The organism is Bordetella sp. H567, from assembly GCF_001704295.1.
Classification (GTDB): domain Bacteria; phylum Pseudomonadota; class Gammaproteobacteria; order Burkholderiales; family Burkholderiaceae_B; genus Bordetella_C.
In genome coordinates this window covers 4,264,751-4,282,720 of the sequence record NZ_CP012334.1, presented here as the reverse complement: position 1 = coordinate 4,282,720, position 17,970 = coordinate 4,264,751, and the positions used below count along the sequence as shown (strand labels likewise).

Sequence of the window (17,970 nt, the reverse complement as noted above, 5' to 3'; positions counted from 1 at the left end):
AGCAATGAAAATCTTTGGAAAGAAGCTACCTCAACCTTACGTCTAGCATTCACCGACCTGAACGCCGACATCGACCAACTTCGGCTTGATATCGCGTCAGATGTAAGGACTCTTTAGCGATACGCCCCGCGTAGTAGACAAAGTGTTTCGCCGTTGTCTATGGGCGTCCACTTCCGGTGTCCCTGACACCACGGGTAATAGTGAGGTAGCAGTGGTCAAAAAAATCGCAGTGTGTGGCCTTGGGTACGTGGGCCTACCGGTTGCCGTGGCGTTTTCCAAGCGCTTCGACGTCATCGGCTTTGATGTGGACAAGCGACGGATCGCCCGCCTGAAAGAGGGCGATGACTGGACTGGCGAGATCGAGCGCGACGCGCTGCTTGCCTCCAACATTTTGTTTACGGACACGGTGACGGAGCTGGAGGGCTGCGATTTCTTCGTAGTGGCCGTTCCCACCCCTGTGGACGAGAAGTGCAACCCGGATTTTTCGCTGCTCGTACGGGCTTGCCAATCGATAGGCCCGGTGCTGCGCCCCGGCAACATTGTGGTGTTCGAGTCCACCGTCCACCCCGGCGCGACCGAGGAAATCTGCGGGCCGGAACTGGAAAAAGCCTCCGGCTTGCGTTGCGGCATCGACTTCAAGCTGGGCTACAGCCCCGAACGGATCAACCCGGGCGATCGCGACCACCCGCTGGAAAAGATCGTCAAGATCGTGTCCGGCCAGGATGCGGAAACGCTGGAAACGGTCGCCGGTGTCTACGAGAAGATCATCGATGCGGGTGTGCACCGCGCGTCTTCCATCAAGGTGGCTGAAGCCGCGAAGGTCCTGGAGAACACGCAGCGCGACATCAACATCGCGTTGATGAACGAGATGTCGAAGATTTGCGACCTGGTCGGCATCCGTACTTCGGAGGTACTGGCCGCCGCCGGCACCAAGTGGAACTTCTTGCGGTTCACGCCGGGCCTCGTGGGTGGCCATTGCATCGGCGTCGATCCGTATTACCTGACCTCGAAAGCGCAAGAGCTTGGCTATCACCCCGAAGTGATCCTGTCGGGCCGCCGGATCAACGACGGCATGGCCAATCACGTCGCGTCGCGCGTCGTCCAGGTACTGGCTCGCAATGGCCGCCTCAATGCCTCGACCCGCGTCGGCATCCTGGGCATGACGTTCAAGGAGAACGTCCCGGACATCCGCAATTCCAAGGTCGTCGATCTCTATAACGCCCTGGGCAATTACGGCATTACTCCCGTGGCCAGCGACCCGATGGCCGATCCGGCCCAGATGGAGCACGAGTACGGCATCAAGCTGGTGGACCCGAAGAACTTCAAGGGCATGGACGTGCTCATCCTCGCCGTTCCCCACCGTCAGACCATGGAATCCATCTGGGAGGACATGCCGCAGCTGGTCAAGAGCGGCGGCATGGTCTGCGACTTGAAATCCGTGCTCGATAGCAGCCGGCTTCAGTCGGATCTCTTGTACTGGACTCTCTAGGTTCGGGCTGTCAATCCCTCTCTATAGGTGACCCTGAATGGCTGCTTTTACCATCGCTCCGATCGGAACCTGCCGTATCCATACGCCGCTGCGAGATGCCGTGGGGCGCTATCCGCTCAAGCTGCAACTCGGGCGCAACTACGGCTTTGTGCATACGAGTGCGGAGGCGCTTCAACAGGCGCGATTCATGTACGGCCAGGCCGAGATTCCTGCCGACGTCCAACGCTTGATTTTCCGGCCCTCGAACGGCGAGCAGGCCCGCCGCGGGACGCACAAGCCGGCCGACCTGTACATGGTGGAGTTGTCGTCGCGCAAGCTGCTGACCATCGACGGCTATCCCATCCAGTCCAACTATCTGGGGCGTTATTTCAGCGAGTTCTTCGCCGACCGTGCGCGTACCCGCTCGTTCTGGTCCCTGGCGGCGGACGATAAGCTTGCGGAACGGCGCGAATTGCTCCAACAAGACCCGGTGTTCAAGAGTCTGCCGGCGGACGACCGCGAATTGCTCGCTCGCATCGTCAGGCGTGACCTGGGCGATGACGAGATCGAGAGCGATATGCGCGGGCTTGTCGACCTGCTCGGCAAGGAGAAGGTGATATTCGTCACGCATGTCAATGCGTTGACGCCGGACAACGTGCCCATCGAGCAGCGCGAGCAACTGATCGCCGCCGTGGTGGCGGGTGCCGAGCGCATCGGCGTGCCCTGTTACGACCCGACGCCGCTGATGAACAAGATAGGCCAGGCGGACGCCTTGGAAGACGGCGGACTCGACCTTACCCATTACACGGAAGTGTTCGCCGAGCGCCTGTGCGCCGATTGGTACAAGAACTATATGCGTCCGAGGATAAGCGTATCCACGCCATCGCCGGTGGCGGCAAGGCTTGCCGCCGACGAAGCCGCCGAGCGCATCGAAAAGGTGTGGGATACGGGTGAATTCCTGGAGGCATCGCGGCGCGTGCGCGAGGTGCTGCGCAGACATCCCGGGCTGCCTGACCATGTGACGCTGCTGGCACGGATACAAGGAGAGCTGGGCGATTATGAAGGCTCCCTCGCCCTGCTGGAGAACGCGGACGGCGGGGTAGCTTCGGGCAGCAAGGCCGAACAGATCCTGATGCGCAACCACTTCAAGCTGGGACACCACGATGTCGCATATTCGCTGGCGGCCGGCTTGCTCGGCGACGAGATAGAGACGCCGGAAATCGTCCGGATCGCGGCGGCTTCCGCGGGGCAGCTGGGCAAGATCGACGAGGCCCTGAGCAACTGGCGGCAACTGTTCCGCATCGCATCCAACGATGAAGCGTTGGCGACGGAGGCTGCTGACACGGTGCTCTCGATGTTGCAGTCCAGTGGGGACATGCAGGCCGTCATTCGCTGGGTGCATGAGGTCCGCGCGTCGCTGCCTTCGTATGGTCGAGGCTTTGCCGTACTGTGGCGCGATCGCTTGATGGCTGGCGATCGCGCCGCGCTGCGCGCCTTGGCGGCCGAATCGCCCGCGCTTGCGGACTTCGACGCCCTGGAGCTGGTCAAGGAAGCGTCGTGGCGAGGCTGCATGGTGGCCGCGGCCGCGCTGGCGGTGTCGTGCGGGCTGGCTAATAGCGAAACAGAAGATATACGCGCATGGCTGCTTGCGCAGTCGTCCGCGTGGGCCGAGGAGGGCGCGCGTGCCCTGGACGAAGGCCGCCTGCGCGACGCGGCCGAGAGGATTTGCGCGCACCGGCTGCTTGCGCCCGACGCCCTGTCCGGCGTGCGCGCGCAGCGTACGTTCGAGCGCGCGATGCGGCTGGCCGTACGCGCCGCCCTCCTGGCGGGCAACCATAAAGAGGTGATCGAGCTCACGGATATCGCGCTCGACGCACGCGTCGATTTCCCCGAGCTTGACGCAATGCGTGGACGGGCCGCGGACGCCCTGGGCGACAAGCAAACGGCCATGCGGCATCTCGAGCTCGCGGCAGCCGGGGAGTCTGCCCCGTTCAGCACGCTGCTGCATTTTGCGAGAGTGGCATTCACCGGCGGCTGGTTTGGCGAAGCAATCGACGCCTACACCGCCGTGCTGGGGCACGCGTCGGCCGACCAGAACGCGAAAGAGGAGGCCGAGCGTCAGCTGCGGCGGCTCGGGCCGCGTTCGATTCGCGCTGCGCGCGAGATGTTGTCGGCGGGCGACCATCATGGGGCATGGAAGCTGTTGGATCGCATCGCGCAGTCCTGGCCGGAGATGCCGGAAGTCGCCCATGAAAAGCGGCGCATCCTCGCGGTGCTGTATGCCGAAGCGCGAGCGCTGGATCCGTCCAGCGCGACCGAGCGTCTTGCGCTTGGCGAACGGATCCTGCAGCTCGTTCCGGACGATCCCGTCGGGCTGCGCGCGGCGGCCGTGGGCGCGATGCGTTTGCACCGCTTCGAGCAGGCGCTGCCCTATTGGGAGCTGCTCAAGGAGCGTTCCGACAAGCCGGAGCAGTTCGACCACTATATCCATAGGTGCCTGGTTTGGATCGAGAAGGCCAACCGTAGGAAGGCGGCATGAACTATCGAGCGGATCCCGAGCGGGAGGACGATACGTCCAGTCTCCAATGGGTTCGCACCCAATTGGAGCAAATCGTGGCGACGTCGGGCAGGGTGCAGCTCGCTCAGGGCAACCTGACCCGCGCGCAAGCCCTGGCGCAAGATCACATGGCGGACCCGAAAGTCCGCTTTCTTCTGCTGCGGCTGAAGGAGCTCGCCGGCTTGAACGAGGGCATGTCCGAGCAGTGGGCGGAGCTACTGCGCGCATGTCCGGATGATCTTCAGGTCGTGCGCTATTGCGCCTCGCGTCTCGTCAAGGAAAGGCATATCGACGATGCGCTGGCCTTGATCGAGCGCTATATTCCGGAGTCCAGCGACGATCCCGACATGCTGTTCGCCCGCGCCAAGCTGCTTAGCGACATCCGCGCATACGAGCAGTCCGATGCGCTGTTTCGTCGCCTGATCGCGCGTCATGACGATCGCAATGTGCGCATCGAATTCGCCAAGCGCCTACGCAAACGCGGGTTGTTGGCGGACGCCTACGAGACGATCAAGCCCGTCGCCGACCAGCTTGTTCCCGGCAGCAAGGCGGCCGAGCTGGCCAGCACCCTGGCGAACGACTATGCCTTCTACCGGGGCTTCGAGCCGGAAGAGGGGCTTGCCGGAACGGACATCCGGATCGTGTCGATGAAGCATGCGATCCTGCACTTCCGGGACCGGGAGATCGAGGAGCAGTCGTCGGATAACCGTGTCTCGATCGCGCTCGTCACGGGCAGCCTTGGCCCCGGCGGGGCTGAACGGCAACTGACGCGACTCGCGGGCGAACTGCATCGCATGGCGGCGTCCGCGGATCGCCTGCCGTCCTTCATGCGCGTGAAGCCGGAAAAGGTCGAGGTGCTGGTGAAGCAGCACACCGAGCCTTCCGGGTCCGGCAAAAAACAGGGGCTGGATTTTTTCCTTCCGGTGCTGGCCGATGCGCAGATTCCGGTCACGGAAATCAACGGATTGCCCGCGATCTCGACCTCCCATCAATCCGTCGCCGATCCCGCCCTGACCCGCTTGCTGGAACAGCTGCCGCCCCCCGTACACTACGGTGTCACCCGCCTCACGCCGCTGCTGCGCGCGAACCCGTTCGACGTCGTGAGCTTGTGGCAGGACGGCACATGCCTGTTCGGTGCGCTGGCGGCCTTGCTGGCCGGCGTGCCCACCATACACCTGGTGTTTCGGGGGCTGCCGCCGAATATTCGCAAGGATCGCTACCGCGAGGAGTATCCGGCGCTGTACCAGGCCCTGGCTCAAGTGCCGGGCGTGCATTTCGTCAGCAATAGCCGCACGGCCGCCCAGGAGTATGCGAAATGGCTCGGTATTCCGATCGTGCGTTTTCATATCCTGTATAACGGCGTGCCGGAGCTGGCGACCAGCGCGTCGGCCGAAGACGAGAAAAAATGGACGGCGTTCCAGGAAAGCACGCCCGATGCCACGGAAACGATAGGCGGCGTGTTCCGGCTGGAGCCGGATAAAAGGCCGCAACTGTGGATCAAGCTCGCCGCGCAGTACCTCAAGCGGCGTCCCAATGCACGCTTCTTCATCGTGGGTGACGGGCGCCTGCTCGATAACATGGTTGCGTTGGCGCAGGAGCTTGGCGTGACGGACCGACTGTTGTTCGTAGGCCTGTCGAATCACGTGGGCTACTGGTATACGCGCATGGATGCCAAGGTGCTGCTGTCCCGATACGAAGGCTTGCCCAACGTGCTTATCGAGGCACAGCTCCTGGGTGTCCCGGTGGTCTCGACGCCCGCCGGGGGCGCGGGCGAATGCTTTGTCGAGAATGTGACCGGCCATCTGCTCGGTGACGTCGAGCACCCGGACCTGAACGAGGCGTGCGACAAAATCGAATCCATCGTGGACTTGATGCGCAGCAACGATGTGTTGAAGCAGCATAGCCGCCAGCGTGCGCGGGACTTGTTTTCGCTCAATGCGATGCTGAGCAAATTCCTGAGCCTGTGCGTGACCGTCATGGGGACGTCCAGGAACGATGAGCCCCTCGGTATCGGCCCGATGCGTCTGATGGAGGCATGATTGCCCGACGATCCTCCCGCGATCTTCAACCTACTGGCTTTTATGCAAATGAATATCCCGGTTTCAGGGCTGCGACGCAAGAGCGCCCTGCTCATGATGCTGCTCGCCACACTTTCGCTCGCGGGATGCCAGCTGCCGCGCTCCGGTCCGATGTTGAGCGAGATGACGTCCGCGAACGACGACAAGGACGTCGTCGTCGTACCGGTCTCGCCACAACTCGCGCGGGCGAGCAACGTGTCGCCCATCGCGGATTTTCCGGCGCGCTATCGTGACGAGACTCAAGCGGGTTTCGACCGCCTGGTCCCTGGCGACGGGATAAACGTCACGGTCTGGGAGCGCGATGGCTTGGGCGTTTTCGGGGCCAATCCCGCCGGCATGAGCGACCTGGGAAACCATGAGATAGACCGGTCGGGTGCGATCTACCTTCCCATGATCGGTAAATTCCGGGCGGCCGGCTTGACGCTGACCGAGCTGCATGACGCCATCGTGGCCCGCTTGAGCAAGCTCACGATCGGATCCGACGTGAGCGTGACGCGCGCCGATGCGCGCGGGCAGATGGTGACAGTCCAGGGCAACCTGACCAAGCCCGGCATGTATCCCATTACACAGACTTCCCAAAGGCTGAGCAGCGCGCTGGCGCTGGCGGCACCGGTCCAGACGAATCCCGAGCAGCTCGTGATTACGCTGCGCCGGGGCAACGAGGTCACGTCGGTGCGCCTGTCGGATATCTACCGCAACCAGGAGAACGACATCCTCTTGCGCTCGGGCGATGTCATCACGGCGCATGATGCTCGGGAGTATCTGACGGTATTGGGCGCGGCCGGGAATCAAGGGCGCGTTGCCATCAGCAAGCGCAACTATAGCGTGCTGGATGCCTTGGGCGATGCCCGCGGCCTGGATGACAAGACGGCGGACCCACGCTCCGTGTTCTTGTTTACGCCCGCGAAGGCCGGTGTCGAAGGCAAGCCGGACAGCGTCCCCATCGTCTACCAGTTCGACCTCACTCGTCCGGAGCAGGTGGCGCTGGCACGCCAGTTCACGGTACGCGAAGGGGAGGCAATCTATATATCGGATGCTCCGTTTACCCAGGTGCAGAAGGTCCTGTCGGCATTCAGGGTGACCATGAGCGCCGGCTTCAGCGCCACGCGGGCGATCGACAGCGACTCAGGCTCAAGTTCAGGCGCGAATCGATAGCGTGTCGATGAGCAACGAGGATCGTATCAAAGGCTGGCGCGCGCGCCGGCAGGGTGGAAACTACGCGGTAGGTTCCGGTGTCGCCGCATGGCGCCTGGATCCGACCGCGCTGTTCGACGTTAAAACTTCGCCTGCCGCCTTGCTCAAGCCCCTGCTTGCGCGGCTGCTGGGCCAGCCGCACGATACGGTGGCGGCACGGCGGGCGGTCTATGACGCCATACAGTCGGAGCTGGAAGGAGAGATCGAGCGTAGTGGCCATGCCGAGACCGTTGCTGATTTCCCCCGTCGGCGCCTGCGCATTATCGTGCGGCTGGTCGAACTGGACATCCGCGCGGGTGTCGATGTGTTCGCGCCGGGATACTTGCCGGCCAGGCTGGTGGAGGAAGACGAGCGCCTGGGCGCGGCGCACGCACGCCGGGCGCAACGGCGCAAGCTCGAAGAGGCGCAAAACGCGCGCCGCCATGCCTCGCGCAACGACATTGCGCTGCAGATCGAACTTTCGCGGGAAGAGGCGGGGGATCTGGCAATCCTGCGCGAACGCTTGCGCGCATTGCACGATGGGTATCGTCCGCGCGATGTCGACGAGGGGCGGCCGCGCTTGCGCACCCTGTTGCCCATGTTCATCTATCAGTTGCACGTGATGCATGGGGAGAGCCGGATCGCGTTGCTATGGGCGCTGGTGGGGCCCGTGGTATTGCTTACGCTGATTTCGTCCTTGTATATCGTGATGGGAACGCATTACATCCTCGGCATGGATGTGCCGACGTTCTCCTTGTTGGGAGCGACGACCTGGATCATGTTCCGGCAGATCATCTTCAGGAGCAGCACCAGCTACGTGTCGGCCCGTGGAATGCTGAACTTCCAAGGGGTCACGCCGCTCATGGGCGCGCTGGTGCAGGCCTTTATCTATGTCTCGGTGTATGTCGGGGTGTTCGTCGTGTTGATCAGCGCCGGTAGCGCATTGGGGCTGATCACGCTGCCCGAGAGCTGGGTGGGATTCATGGCCTATGTCGTGCTGATGGGTTGCTGCGGTGCGGCCATGGGCGTGCTGTTCGGCTCGATCGCGACGGGCTGGCATTTTTTCCTCAGGCTCGCGCCGGTGATCGAACGGTTTCTGCAGATAGTTTCGGGAGTGTTCTTTGTTTCGGAGCAGCTGCCAGAGCAGTTCCAGTCCTTCATCCTATGGTCGCCGTTCGCGCATGGCATGCAACTCCTGCGCTCGGCCTACTTCAATAGCTACACGTCGCAGGATGCGAGCTTGAGCTATTTCCTGACTTCGCTGGTTTTCCTGGCGGTTGTCGCCCTTGCGGCCGAGCGTTTGGCCCGCAGCAATATCCAGCCGATGTGAGCACCGTGATGATCCATCTGAACGGCGTGACCGACGAACCTTATGCATTCGGAAAGCGGCAGCCGCTGCTTGCCAACGTCGATCTCGACATCCCCGTCGGACGCTACGCGCTGCTGTCGCCCGCGCCGGAACTGCATCGACAGATCATCGATGTGTTGTGTCGCCTTCGTCCGCCCTCCTATGGTTTTGTCACGCACGATGGCAGCGTCTCCTGGGCCATCGGCCGGCAAGGCTTCATCCGCGGCAAGGCCAACGGCCTGCGCATGATCGAGTTCGTGTGTGAAATGTACGAGATCGACGCGGATGCCACGGTCGAACTCGTCGCGGATCTCATCAGCGATCCGAAATGCCTGGCCCTGCCCATGGAGCATTGGCCGCTATACGCACGGCAGGAATTCTCGTTTGCGCTCGCGCTGGCGCCTGCCTTCGATGTCTATGTGATCGAAGGCGCCATTCCTTTCGAGCCCTGCCGCTTCACCCGTCTGTGGCTGGCGCTGTTCGAAGAGCGGCTGGTTGGCCGGACGCTCGTTTTCTCCAGTTATCGCCAGAACCAGATGGCGGACTATTGCTTCAAAGGCTTAGTGTATGAAGGAAGCACGCTCAGAATCGAAGATGACCTCGACCAGTGCATCCGCAAGTTCCCGCCCCGACGATCCAGAAGCGAATCGGGCAGCGCAGGCGAAGACGCCTTCGGAAGCGGTTTCGGAGACAGCCAGCTTGGCCTCTGATAGCGGGTCCGAGATTGAGCGCCGCGTCCGGGACCGGCAGGCGGCCTTGCGCGAGCGCCGCCGTCACCGCTGGATCAACGCGGTCATCGTGGTCATGCCGGTCGCGTTCGCGCTGGTCTATGCGCTTTCGGTCGCTACCCCCCGGTATGAAGCGGAGTCGCGATTCTTCGTGCAGTCGGGCTCCGGGCAGCAGGCGCCGGGCGCCGGCGCGGCCAGTTTGCTGACCACGGGGAGCATGTCGGGGATGCTTGGCGGATTCGTGGACGGATGGGCGGTCAGCGATTTCCTGAAATCGCGCGACTGCATGCGGCAGCTCGACCAGAAAGTGGGATTGCGCCGGTACCTGGTCCATGACGGGTTGGACCCGGCCAATCGCCTTGATGAAGACGCCAGCGAGGACGATCTGTACCGCGCCTACCAGGCGTCGGTCAAAGTGTCTTTCAACGTGCTGGAGCAGATCGACGTGCTGCGCGTCAGCGCGTTTTCCCCCGATGACGCGGCGATCCTGTCCAAGGCGCTGATCGGCCTGGCGGAAGACTTCGTGAGCCGGTTGAACGAGAAGGGCGTGTCCGACAAGCTGAAGGTCAGCCAGGAGTCGGTCAGGCTTGCGGAGCAGAAGGCGCTCGAGGCCAGGGATGCGCTGACCGCCTGGCGGACGTCCCACGGCAATATCGACCCCACCGCTTCTGTCGCGATGCTGCTGAATCTCTCCGGCCAGCTTGAAGGAGAACTCAGTAACGCCCAGATCAGTCTTGACAAGATCCGCGCGCTGGGCAACAAGGACCATCCCATGCTCAAGCCTGCCCAGATGCAGGTCGCCGCCTTGCAGAAAAGGATCGTGGCAGTACGCCATCGCCTCAGTGGCGAGGGCAATACGGAAGCGCGGCAACTCAAATCATACGAAGCGCTCAGGAATGCCCAGGCTTTCGCGGATTCCAATCTGACCTTGGCACAGCAGTCGTATCAGCAAGCCATGGTGGACGCCCTGCGCTTGCAGCGGTATTTGTCCATCATCGCGCAACCGGTTCCCACGGACCGGCCCAGCAGCCCGCGCCTGAGGACGCTGCTATTGGAGGCGCTGGCCATCGGTTTCGTGCTGATGTTCATCGTTCGCGTTGCCTTGGCTTTGTTAAGGGGGCTGCGTCATGGTTGATATGACGATAGATCGTCACGGCACGTCGCGCGAGGCCACCACCCGGCTGCTCGACGTCATCGGCAGTATCCGATCCGCGGCGGACCCGGCATGCGAGATGGCCAGTTTGGATGCGGCACTGGTCCGAGCCGCCGATGGCGGGCGGGATGTCCGGCGATTGCTGGTTTCTCCTTTCGTGCGAGAGGGCGCGTTCGCACCGGCAATCGCCGCGCTCGAGGTGCTCGTGCAGGCCTATCCATCCCGCGTCGAAGATCGGCGCTTGCTCGCCAGCCTGCTGGGACGAACGGAGCAGTGGGAACGGGCCATCGCCCAGGCGGATGCCGCTGCCGGGATCGAGCCGGATGCGGTGGCGCTGCATGCCGCGCGTATCCAATTGCGGCTGCAGGCCGGGCAGGTGTCGGATGCCGCGGCCATCGCTCGCGCGACCGCCGACACGGTGGCAAGCGAACCCGGGCAGGCGCATTTCTGGATGTTGGCATTCATCCGCAATGGGGATACGGCCGACGCGGCGCGCATGGCGGCGGTCCTGGACGTGGACAAACTGCCTAGCGAGCGCGTGGCGGCAATGGCCGTGCGTGCCTTGTTCGAGGATTGTCGGGCGGAGGCCGCGATCCGCCTTGGCGACGCGGCATTGCGCGCCGGGCACGATTGCACCAGCTTGCGTACCTACCTGGGCATGTCGCATCTTCAGCGGGGGTCGGAAGAGGATCGCAAGGTGCATGCCCTGGCGCATTTCGAGGCCGCCTTGAAGATGTCGCCGTCGGACGTGAGAGTGCTGTCGCTTTACGGCGAAACCTTGCTGCGCGGCGGACGTTACAAGGACGCGGTCGCGCCGCTCAAGCAGGCCACCGATCTTGCACCGGAACTGGAGCAGACCCGAATACTCTACGCGCGCGCGTTGCGCTATTCGCAGCAGTACGCCGAGGCCGCCGATCAGCTGCTGCATGTGCTGGATAAATCCCCCGAAAAGCTGCTCTGGCAGCGATCCGCCATCGCGGCGCTTTCCCAGGCAGGCCGCAAGCAGGAAGCTGAAGCGCTATATCGCCAATACTTGTCGAAACGGGACGCGCGGCTTCCCGACACCTTCCAGCAGGCCTTGGCCGAACTGGAGGAACGGCTCGACACCGCGCCAATACCCCAGGCGCGCCTCGATTGGGCGTGGTCGCTGCGCCGTGGTCCCGATATCGATCGCGCGCAATGGGAGCGCGCGGCCCGCTGGGGCCATCTGGTGGATCACCTCCTGTTCGATTGGATCGAATGCCGCGAGGAGCGGGTCGAGGAGGCAATGCAGGTGCTGGGCGATCTTGATGCCGGCGAGCGTTTCTTCGCGCCCTTGCTTGCATCCGGGCGAGGCGTCGTGGTGGCCACGGCCCACGTCGGTCCCATGTATGCCGGGCTGATGGCCTTGGAACTGGTCGGCATCCCGTCGCGCTGGCTCGCGACCGCGCCGAACATCGCCCGGGCCAGCTACTCCGCGGCCTTGATATCCACCGCCGACCAGACCGAAGCCCAGGTCGCCAAGGCCTGCCTGCGTGCGCTCGGATCGGGCTACGTGCTGTGTCTGGCCATTGATGGTGCGGCGAATCCGGCTGCGCCGCGAACCACCTTCGAAGGGCAGGAAGTGACGTATTCGAGTTTTGCTTCCCATATGGCGCACCGCCTGGGCGTGCCTTCGGTTTTCTACGCCCCTCGGTGGGAGAACGGCCGCGTCGCCTTCACCCTGGAAATGCTGCCCGCGGTCGAACCGGGCGAGGACGCCGACGCGTATTCGCTGCGATGGCAGCGCGCCTACTTCGAACGGCTCAGGGAGCACCTGGCCGGCCCTCCGGAAAACCTGCGCTTGAGCGGGGGAATCTGGCGCCATGTAAAGCCTGCGGATCGTTCCGCGCAGCAATAGGAGTGTAGATCTGATGAAATCGACCAAACCCGAACGGGATATGGCAATGCCCTCTTGGCTGCGCGACAAGACGCAGCGTGAGCTTCGCGATGAATTGCGCGCGCAGCGCCGCCGCTGGCTGGTGACCGGCGCCGCCGGCTTCATCGGCTCCAATCTCGTGGAAACCTTGCTGCTCCTCGGGCAGGACGTGCACGGCTTGGACAATTTCTCGACGGGACACCGGCGCAACCTGGAGGAGGTCCGCAAGAATGTCGGAGACAGCTGCTGGTCGCGCTTCACGATGCACGAGGCGGACATCCGGGACATGGCTGCGTGCGAACGGGCCGTCGCGCAAGTCGACTACGTGCTGCATCAGGCGGCGCTGGGCTCCGTTCCGCGCTCGGTGAAGGACCCGTTGACGACGCATGAGGTCAATGTGTCGGGATTCCTGAATATGCTGGACGCGGCGCGGCGGGCGTCCATCCGGGGCTTCGTCTATGCCGCATCCAGTTCCACCTACGGCGACGAACCCAATCTGCCCAAGCGCGAGGACCGTATCGGTAAACCCTTGTCCCCCTATGCAGCCACCAAGCTTTTCGATGAGATCTATGCCGATGTGTTTTGTCGCACCTACGGATTCTCCTCCACGGGCCTGCGCTACTTCAATGTCTTCGGGCCGCGCCAGGACCCGAACGGCGCCTATGCGGCCGTGATCCCGAAATGGATTTCCTCCATCATCGAGGGCGGGCCCGTCCAGATTAACGGCGACGGTGAAACCAGCCGCGATTTCTGCTTCGTGGGCAATGTCGTGCAAGCGAACCTGCGCGCGGCATTGCGCCAGGAGGCTGGCGCAAGCCAGGTGTATAACGTCGCCGTCGGGGGACGCACGACGCTCAACGACCTTTTCGGCATCATTCGCGACGGCTTGGTGCCGCATGGTTTCGAGTATGTGCTGTCGCCGGCATACAAGCCGTTTCGTGAGGGCGACGTGCGGCATTCGCAAGCCGACGTATCCAAGGCGAAGACCGGCATCGGGTACGTTCCGCTGGTGGATCTGCGGCGCGGGATGGAAGAAGCGCTGCCGTGGTATATCGCCTTTCTCACTGCCCCGGTGTCGGCCTGAAGGAGATGGATATGATGCGCTGGCTTCTTGCCCTGGCGGTGGTGTATGGCGGCGTGGCCGCCGCGAGCGATTCCTGCAATATCGCGGACGAGCATTGTCCGAGTGTCTCGTCACTCCTGCAACAACGCGAAGGCTACGGCGCAAAGGCCACGGGCGGCCTCGGCGGTCGGTTCGTCGAGGTCACATCCGACAAGGACGCGGGGCCGGGAACATTGCGCGCGGCGCTCAAGCATGCCCAAGGGCCCACGTGGATCCGCTTTGCGTCCGACATGACCATCGTGCTGGCGTCGCAGATCCGCGTGCCATCGAACATCACGATCGATGGACGGGGCAAGCACATCACCTTGATCGACGATGGGTTGGGGATATACGGCAGCAGGAACGTCATCCTCACGCATCTGACGATAGACGGGCGATTCAGCCGGCTCACCCAGGCCGTGAATGTGGCCAATGGCAGTCAGGATGTCTGGGTGGACCATCTCGATCTGTCGCGATTCTCTGATCGGCTGCTCAATGTGAAGAACGGTTCGACCGACGTCACGGTTTCGTGGACGAAATTTCATGATTCCGACAAGGTCATGTTGCTCAACAACATAACGTCGAAAAACCTTTTCCAGAACTACGGCCGGGATTCCATCGCGCGGGTGACCCTGCACCACAACTATTTCCTGAATACGGTGCAACGCAATCCAAGGGCGCAATTCGGGACGTTCCACCTGTTCAACAACCTCTTGGAGAACTGGGATTTCTACGGCATGAGTTTCAGCCTGGAGGCGCGTGCGCTGGTCGAAGGAAACATGTTCAGCAACGTATCGCAGCGCAAGTGTGTGGAGCCCGAGTTCTTTCCGACGGTCGAGGGCATCAACGTGAACTACTGCCGCTATATCCAGGATGCCCCCAAGAAAAGCGCGCTGGACAACGGCGATTCCGATCGTCGCAACTACGAGAAATCAAAGGGTCAGTATGGCTACAAGCAGGAGTTCAAGGCATTTTTGCGCTTGAAGGACAATCTTTACCTGGGCGACGCGAAACCCGTGCTGCAGGACTACCGTCCCGAGCAGGTGCCGGCCCCTCCGTACTGCTACGGTTATCAGCATCCGACGCCGGATCTGGCGGAAACAATCCGCAGGCAGGCGGGCAATACGCTCGGGGAATTCCCGGCCGTCGCCCGGCACAGCGGATCGGGGTGTCCCTCGTAACGGTAATGCAGGGGCGGCGCCCTATTTCCCCGGTGAGGCCGAGGGAGGCATGGCGGGAGGGGTTTCTATCTTGTCGGCGTATTTGAGCAGGATTTCCCCCATCGCCTTCATCATTTCGCCATGCATCTCCATCGCGATCTTCTCGTTGCCCGGCGGCAGCGCCGCGAACCCCATGGGGCCCATGGGACAGCCGGACATCCCGTGTCCCGCGGCCTCCCGGTCCATGGCAGGGCCGGCGCCCATCATCGGATGCCGCCAGCCCGCGCCGGACGAATGAGGGGGATCGTTGTCCCCCGCTACGCTGGACTCGGCGCTGATCAGGGTGGTGGTGGCCAGTAAAGCGATTGCGACTAGGCGGCTGGTATCCATGGTTCGCTCCTCGAATCGGGGCCCCGAGGGGGGCTCTCCTATCGTAAGCATCGTGGACGGTCGTTCCAAGCTTCTTATGGATAGCGCGATCGAATGAATCGGGTCGATTCCGGGCACGGCAAAGGCCGCGGAGCCCGCCCCGATGATGGCGCCCCTTGGCGCCATGCATGCCTACGCGTCTATCGCCGCGTCCGACGCCAGCGCTCGCCCGCCGGCCGGCGGTGCGTCCACGGCATGGGACCGCACCTTTCCCGACCACCACATCGCGAAAACGATACCCGCACAGCAGAGCCAGCCGTTGATGCCGTAACCCGAGATGCGGCCGGTTGGGGAGGTGGTCAGCATCAAGCCGCCAATCCATGCGCCTGTGCCCGTGGCGATCTGCTGGACCGCTGAATTCACGCTCATGAACGCGCCGCGCCGGTGGGGTTCCGGTACCGTCGTCAGCAGCGCCTGGACCGGGATCATCCGCGAGTTCGCGGTCACCAGGAAGAACGGAAAGAAGACGATCAAGGCCCACAACGGCAGTTGCGGCAGGTGCGTGATGAACAACACCGGCGGCACCGAGGCCAGCGCTGCCGCGCAGAATACCTTGCGAGTGCCGAAGCGGTCCGCCAGCCGCCCGACCGTGCGCGAACTGAAGAAGGTGGCAAAGCCGCCGGCCATGTAGATCAGCGAGATATCTTCCGGCTGCACGCCCAGGTTGCCGACGAAGGCGGGCGAGATGAAGGGCACGATCATCATGTGCGCGCCCATGACGAGCGCCGTCAGCGCATAGCCCCGCAAGTGCGCGGGTTCGCGTATCAGGGACCACAGGTCGGGCAGCGTGCGCGACAGCGGCACGGGCGGAACGCGGATATGTGCCTTCAGGGTAGGCACCACCTTCCAGACGCCGGCCCAGATCACGGCCGACAGCAGTACCAGTTCGAAGAAGGGTGAGCTCCAGCCGAAGTGCGCGCCCAGCACCACGCCCAGCGGTACCCCGGCCACGGCGGCCAGCGAGAACGAGGTCATGACCACGCCCATGGCCGTGCCCCGGCGCTGCGCCGGGATGACGTCGCCAATGATGGCCAGCACCAGCGATCCCAGCACGCCGCCGGTCAGGCCGGCGAAGGCGCGGGACAGCAGCAGGGCGTGGTAGCTGGTGGCCAGCGCACAGACCAGGTTGGACAGCGCGAATAGGGCGTAGACCGCCAGCAGCATCTTGCGGCGATCGAAGCGGTCGATGTAGGTGGCCGCCAGCAGGCCCGAAATGCCCGCACACCAGGAATAAGCGGAGACAGCGGCCGCGAAGGCCGCAGGGCTGATCGTGAAGGCCTGCATGATCTGCGGACCCAGCGGCATCATCACCATGAAGTCCACGACGATGGTGAACTGGGTCAGGGCCAGGAGCCACAGCAGGGTGCGTTCCCTGCCTGGGGTAAGCAGCGGTGCGGAAGAGGTGGGGGAAGTGGACATGGTAAGGAGGACGCATTGTAGCCATAAAGCCGGCGCACCGCGCTGCGCGGTATGTTTTGCCTGGACGCAGTGCAATCCGCTATAACGACAACCCCCCAAGATTTTCCATCCCGAGTGGGAGTAGAGGTAGACATGACGATTCGACGTAATTTGATGAAGGCCAGCCTGGCCCTCTGCGCCGTGCTGGCCGGCGCGCCGGTGCTGGCGGCCGGCTATCCCAGCCAGACCATCACCCTGGTGGTTCCCTACGCGGCCGGGGGCGGGGCCGACAACGCGGCGCGCATCATCGCCAAGGCCTTGAGCGAGCAACTAGGCCAGGCGATCGTCATCGACAACAAGAGCGGCGCCAGCGGTTCCATCGGAGCGGCCTTGGTGGCGCGTTCGTCGCCGGACGGCTATACGGTGCTGTACGACGCCTCGGCATTCGCCATCAATCCGGCGTTGCGCAAGCTGCCCTATGACGCCAGGAAGGATTTCATCCCGGTCTCGCAGGCCGTACGTGTGCCCAACATCATGGTGGTGGCCAAGAATTCGCCCTTCAATTCGCTGGGCGACTTCATCAAGGCCGCGAAGGCCGAACCCGGTAAGTACACGTTCGCGTCCTACGGACCGGGCAGCCTGGCCCAGATGGCGGGGGAGCTGCTGAAGAAGGATACCGGCATCGACATCGTGCACATTCCCTACAAGGGCGGGGCGCCGGCGCTGGTCGACGTGATCAGCGGCCAGGTGAACACGTACTTTGCCAACGCGGCCTCCAGTCTGGGCTACATCACCGGCGGCCAGCTCAAGGCGCTGGCGGTGACCTCGCCGCAGCGCATGTCCGAGTTGCCCAATGTACCGACTGTCGCCGAGTCCGGCATCAAGGGCTTCGCCGTGGAAGAGTGGAACGGCTTCCTGGTGCCGGCGCGCACGCCGGCCGATGTGGTGGAAAAGCTGCATGCCGCCGTGCAGGCCGTGCTGGCCCGCGACGATGTAAAAACCCAGCTGGGCAAGCTGGGCCTGGTGCCGGTGGGCAGCTCGCCTAAGCAGTTCGCCGATTTCATCGACGCCGAGATCCGTCGCTGGACGGAAGTCGTCAAGGCGAACAACATCGTGACCAACTGATCCGGCGGACGGCCTGAAAAAGCAACAAGCCCTCCGAAGAGGGCTTGTTTGCTGGCTTTGCGGGCTGTGGTGACACAGCCCACCAGGCATTTACAGCGGCGTGATCTTGGTGGCTTGGGGGCCCTTGGCACCCTGACCGGCGATATAGCTCACGCGCTGGTTTTCCTGCAGGGAGCGGTGGCCGCTGCCCTGAATTTCGGAGAAATGCGCGAAGAGGTCCTTACCGCCCGAGTCCGGCATGATGAAACCAAAGCCTTTTTCCGAGTTGAACCACTTGACGATGCCAGTTTCCATGATGTTCCTTGATGAGATACGGACGCACGTCCGAAAGAGAGAGATGATCAAGGTAGGACA

Annotated in this window: 14 protein-coding genes; 11 read left to right on the top strand and 3 right to left on the bottom strand. The window is 63.2% G+C overall.

The window, feature by feature from the left end:
• Positions 1–229: 229 nt before the first annotated feature.
• From AKI39_RS19250 to AKI39_RS19205, 10 genes are all read left to right on the top strand, one after another.
• Positions 230–1,489, top strand: a complete 1,260-nt coding sequence (locus AKI39_RS19250) for a nucleotide sugar dehydrogenase (RefSeq protein ID WP_083229137.1) — start codon at positions 230–232, stop codon at positions 1,487–1,489.
• A gap of 37 nt (positions 1,490–1,526) precedes the next feature.
• Positions 1,527–4,007, top strand: coding sequence for a hypothetical protein (locus AKI39_RS19245; protein WP_066639664.1), 2,481 nt, complete (start codon positions 1,527–1,529; stop codon positions 4,005–4,007).
• Positions 4,004–6,064 carry a glycosyltransferase gene (locus tag AKI39_RS19240; RefSeq protein WP_066639658.1) on the top strand — a complete coding sequence of 687 codons (2,061 nt, stop codon included), beginning with the start codon at positions 4,004–4,006 and terminating at the stop codon, positions 6,062–6,064. The genes AKI39_RS19245 and AKI39_RS19240 overlap by 4 nt, the downstream gene beginning before the upstream one ends.
• A 42-nt stretch (positions 6,065–6,106) precedes the next feature.
• The gene (locus tag AKI39_RS19235) at positions 6,107–7,258 is read left to right on the top strand and encodes a polysaccharide biosynthesis/export family protein (RefSeq protein ID WP_066643373.1); all 1,152 of its coding nucleotides are present in this window, start codon (positions 6,107–6,109) and stop codon (positions 7,256–7,258) included.
• Between the two features lie 7 nt (positions 7,259–7,265).
• Positions 7,266–8,606: an ABC transporter permease gene (locus AKI39_RS19230; RefSeq protein WP_066639656.1), complete on the top strand. Its 1,341-nt coding sequence runs from the start codon at positions 7,266–7,268 to the stop codon at positions 8,604–8,606.
• A gap of 8 nt (positions 8,607–8,614) precedes the next feature.
• Entirely contained in the window at positions 8,615–9,334 is a 720-nt protein-coding gene (locus tag AKI39_RS19225) for an ATPase (RefSeq protein WP_066643351.1), read from the top strand.
• A 94-nt stretch (positions 9,335–9,428) separates the two neighbouring features.
• A complete protein-coding gene (locus AKI39_RS19220; RefSeq protein WP_066643365.1) occupies positions 9,429–10,487 on the top strand; it encodes a sugar ABC transporter in 1,059 nt (352 codons plus the stop codon).
• Positions 10,480–12,384, top strand: a complete 1,905-nt coding sequence (locus tag AKI39_RS19215) for a CDC27 family protein (protein ID WP_066639654.1) — start codon at positions 10,480–10,482, stop codon at positions 12,382–12,384. The genes AKI39_RS19220 and AKI39_RS19215 overlap by 8 nt, the downstream gene beginning before the upstream one ends.
• A 46-nt stretch (positions 12,385–12,430) precedes the next feature.
• On the top strand, positions 12,431–13,486 hold the full coding sequence (locus tag AKI39_RS19210) for an SDR family oxidoreductase (protein ID WP_066643348.1): 1,056 nt from the start codon (positions 12,431–12,433) through the stop codon (positions 13,484–13,486).
• Between the two features lie 5 nt (positions 13,487–13,491).
• Entirely contained in the window at positions 13,492–14,685 is a 1,194-nt protein-coding gene (locus AKI39_RS19205) for a polysaccharide lyase family 1 protein (protein WP_083228933.1), read from the top strand.
• A gap of 21 nt (positions 14,686–14,706) precedes the next feature.
• Here AKI39_RS19205 and AKI39_RS25575 read toward each other — a convergent pair whose 3' ends face one another.
• Both AKI39_RS25575 and AKI39_RS19195 read right to left on the bottom strand, forming a co-directional pair.
• The gene (locus AKI39_RS25575) at positions 14,707–15,054 is read right to left on the bottom strand and encodes a hypothetical protein (RefSeq protein ID WP_066643345.1); all 348 of its coding nucleotides are present in this window, start codon (positions 15,052–15,054) and stop codon (positions 14,707–14,709) included.
• Between the two features lie 171 nt (positions 15,055–15,225).
• Positions 15,226–16,512: an MFS transporter gene (locus AKI39_RS19195; RefSeq protein WP_066639649.1), complete on the bottom strand. Its 1,287-nt coding sequence runs from the start codon at positions 16,510–16,512 to the stop codon at positions 15,226–15,228.
• A 153-nt stretch (positions 16,513–16,665) separates the two neighbouring features.
• Between AKI39_RS19195 and AKI39_RS19190 the strand changes: the two genes are divergently transcribed.
• Entirely contained in the window at positions 16,666–17,616 is a 951-nt protein-coding gene (locus tag AKI39_RS19190) for a tripartite tricarboxylate transporter substrate binding protein (protein ID WP_235610845.1), read from the top strand.
• 90 nt (positions 17,617–17,706) lie between these two features.
• Here the strand turns inward: AKI39_RS19190 and AKI39_RS19185 are convergent, their stop codons facing one another.
• On the bottom strand, positions 17,707–17,910 hold the full coding sequence (locus AKI39_RS19185) for a cold-shock protein (RefSeq protein ID WP_066639647.1): 204 nt from the start codon (positions 17,908–17,910) through the stop codon (positions 17,707–17,709).
• Between the last annotated feature and the right edge of the window lie 60 nt (positions 17,911–17,970).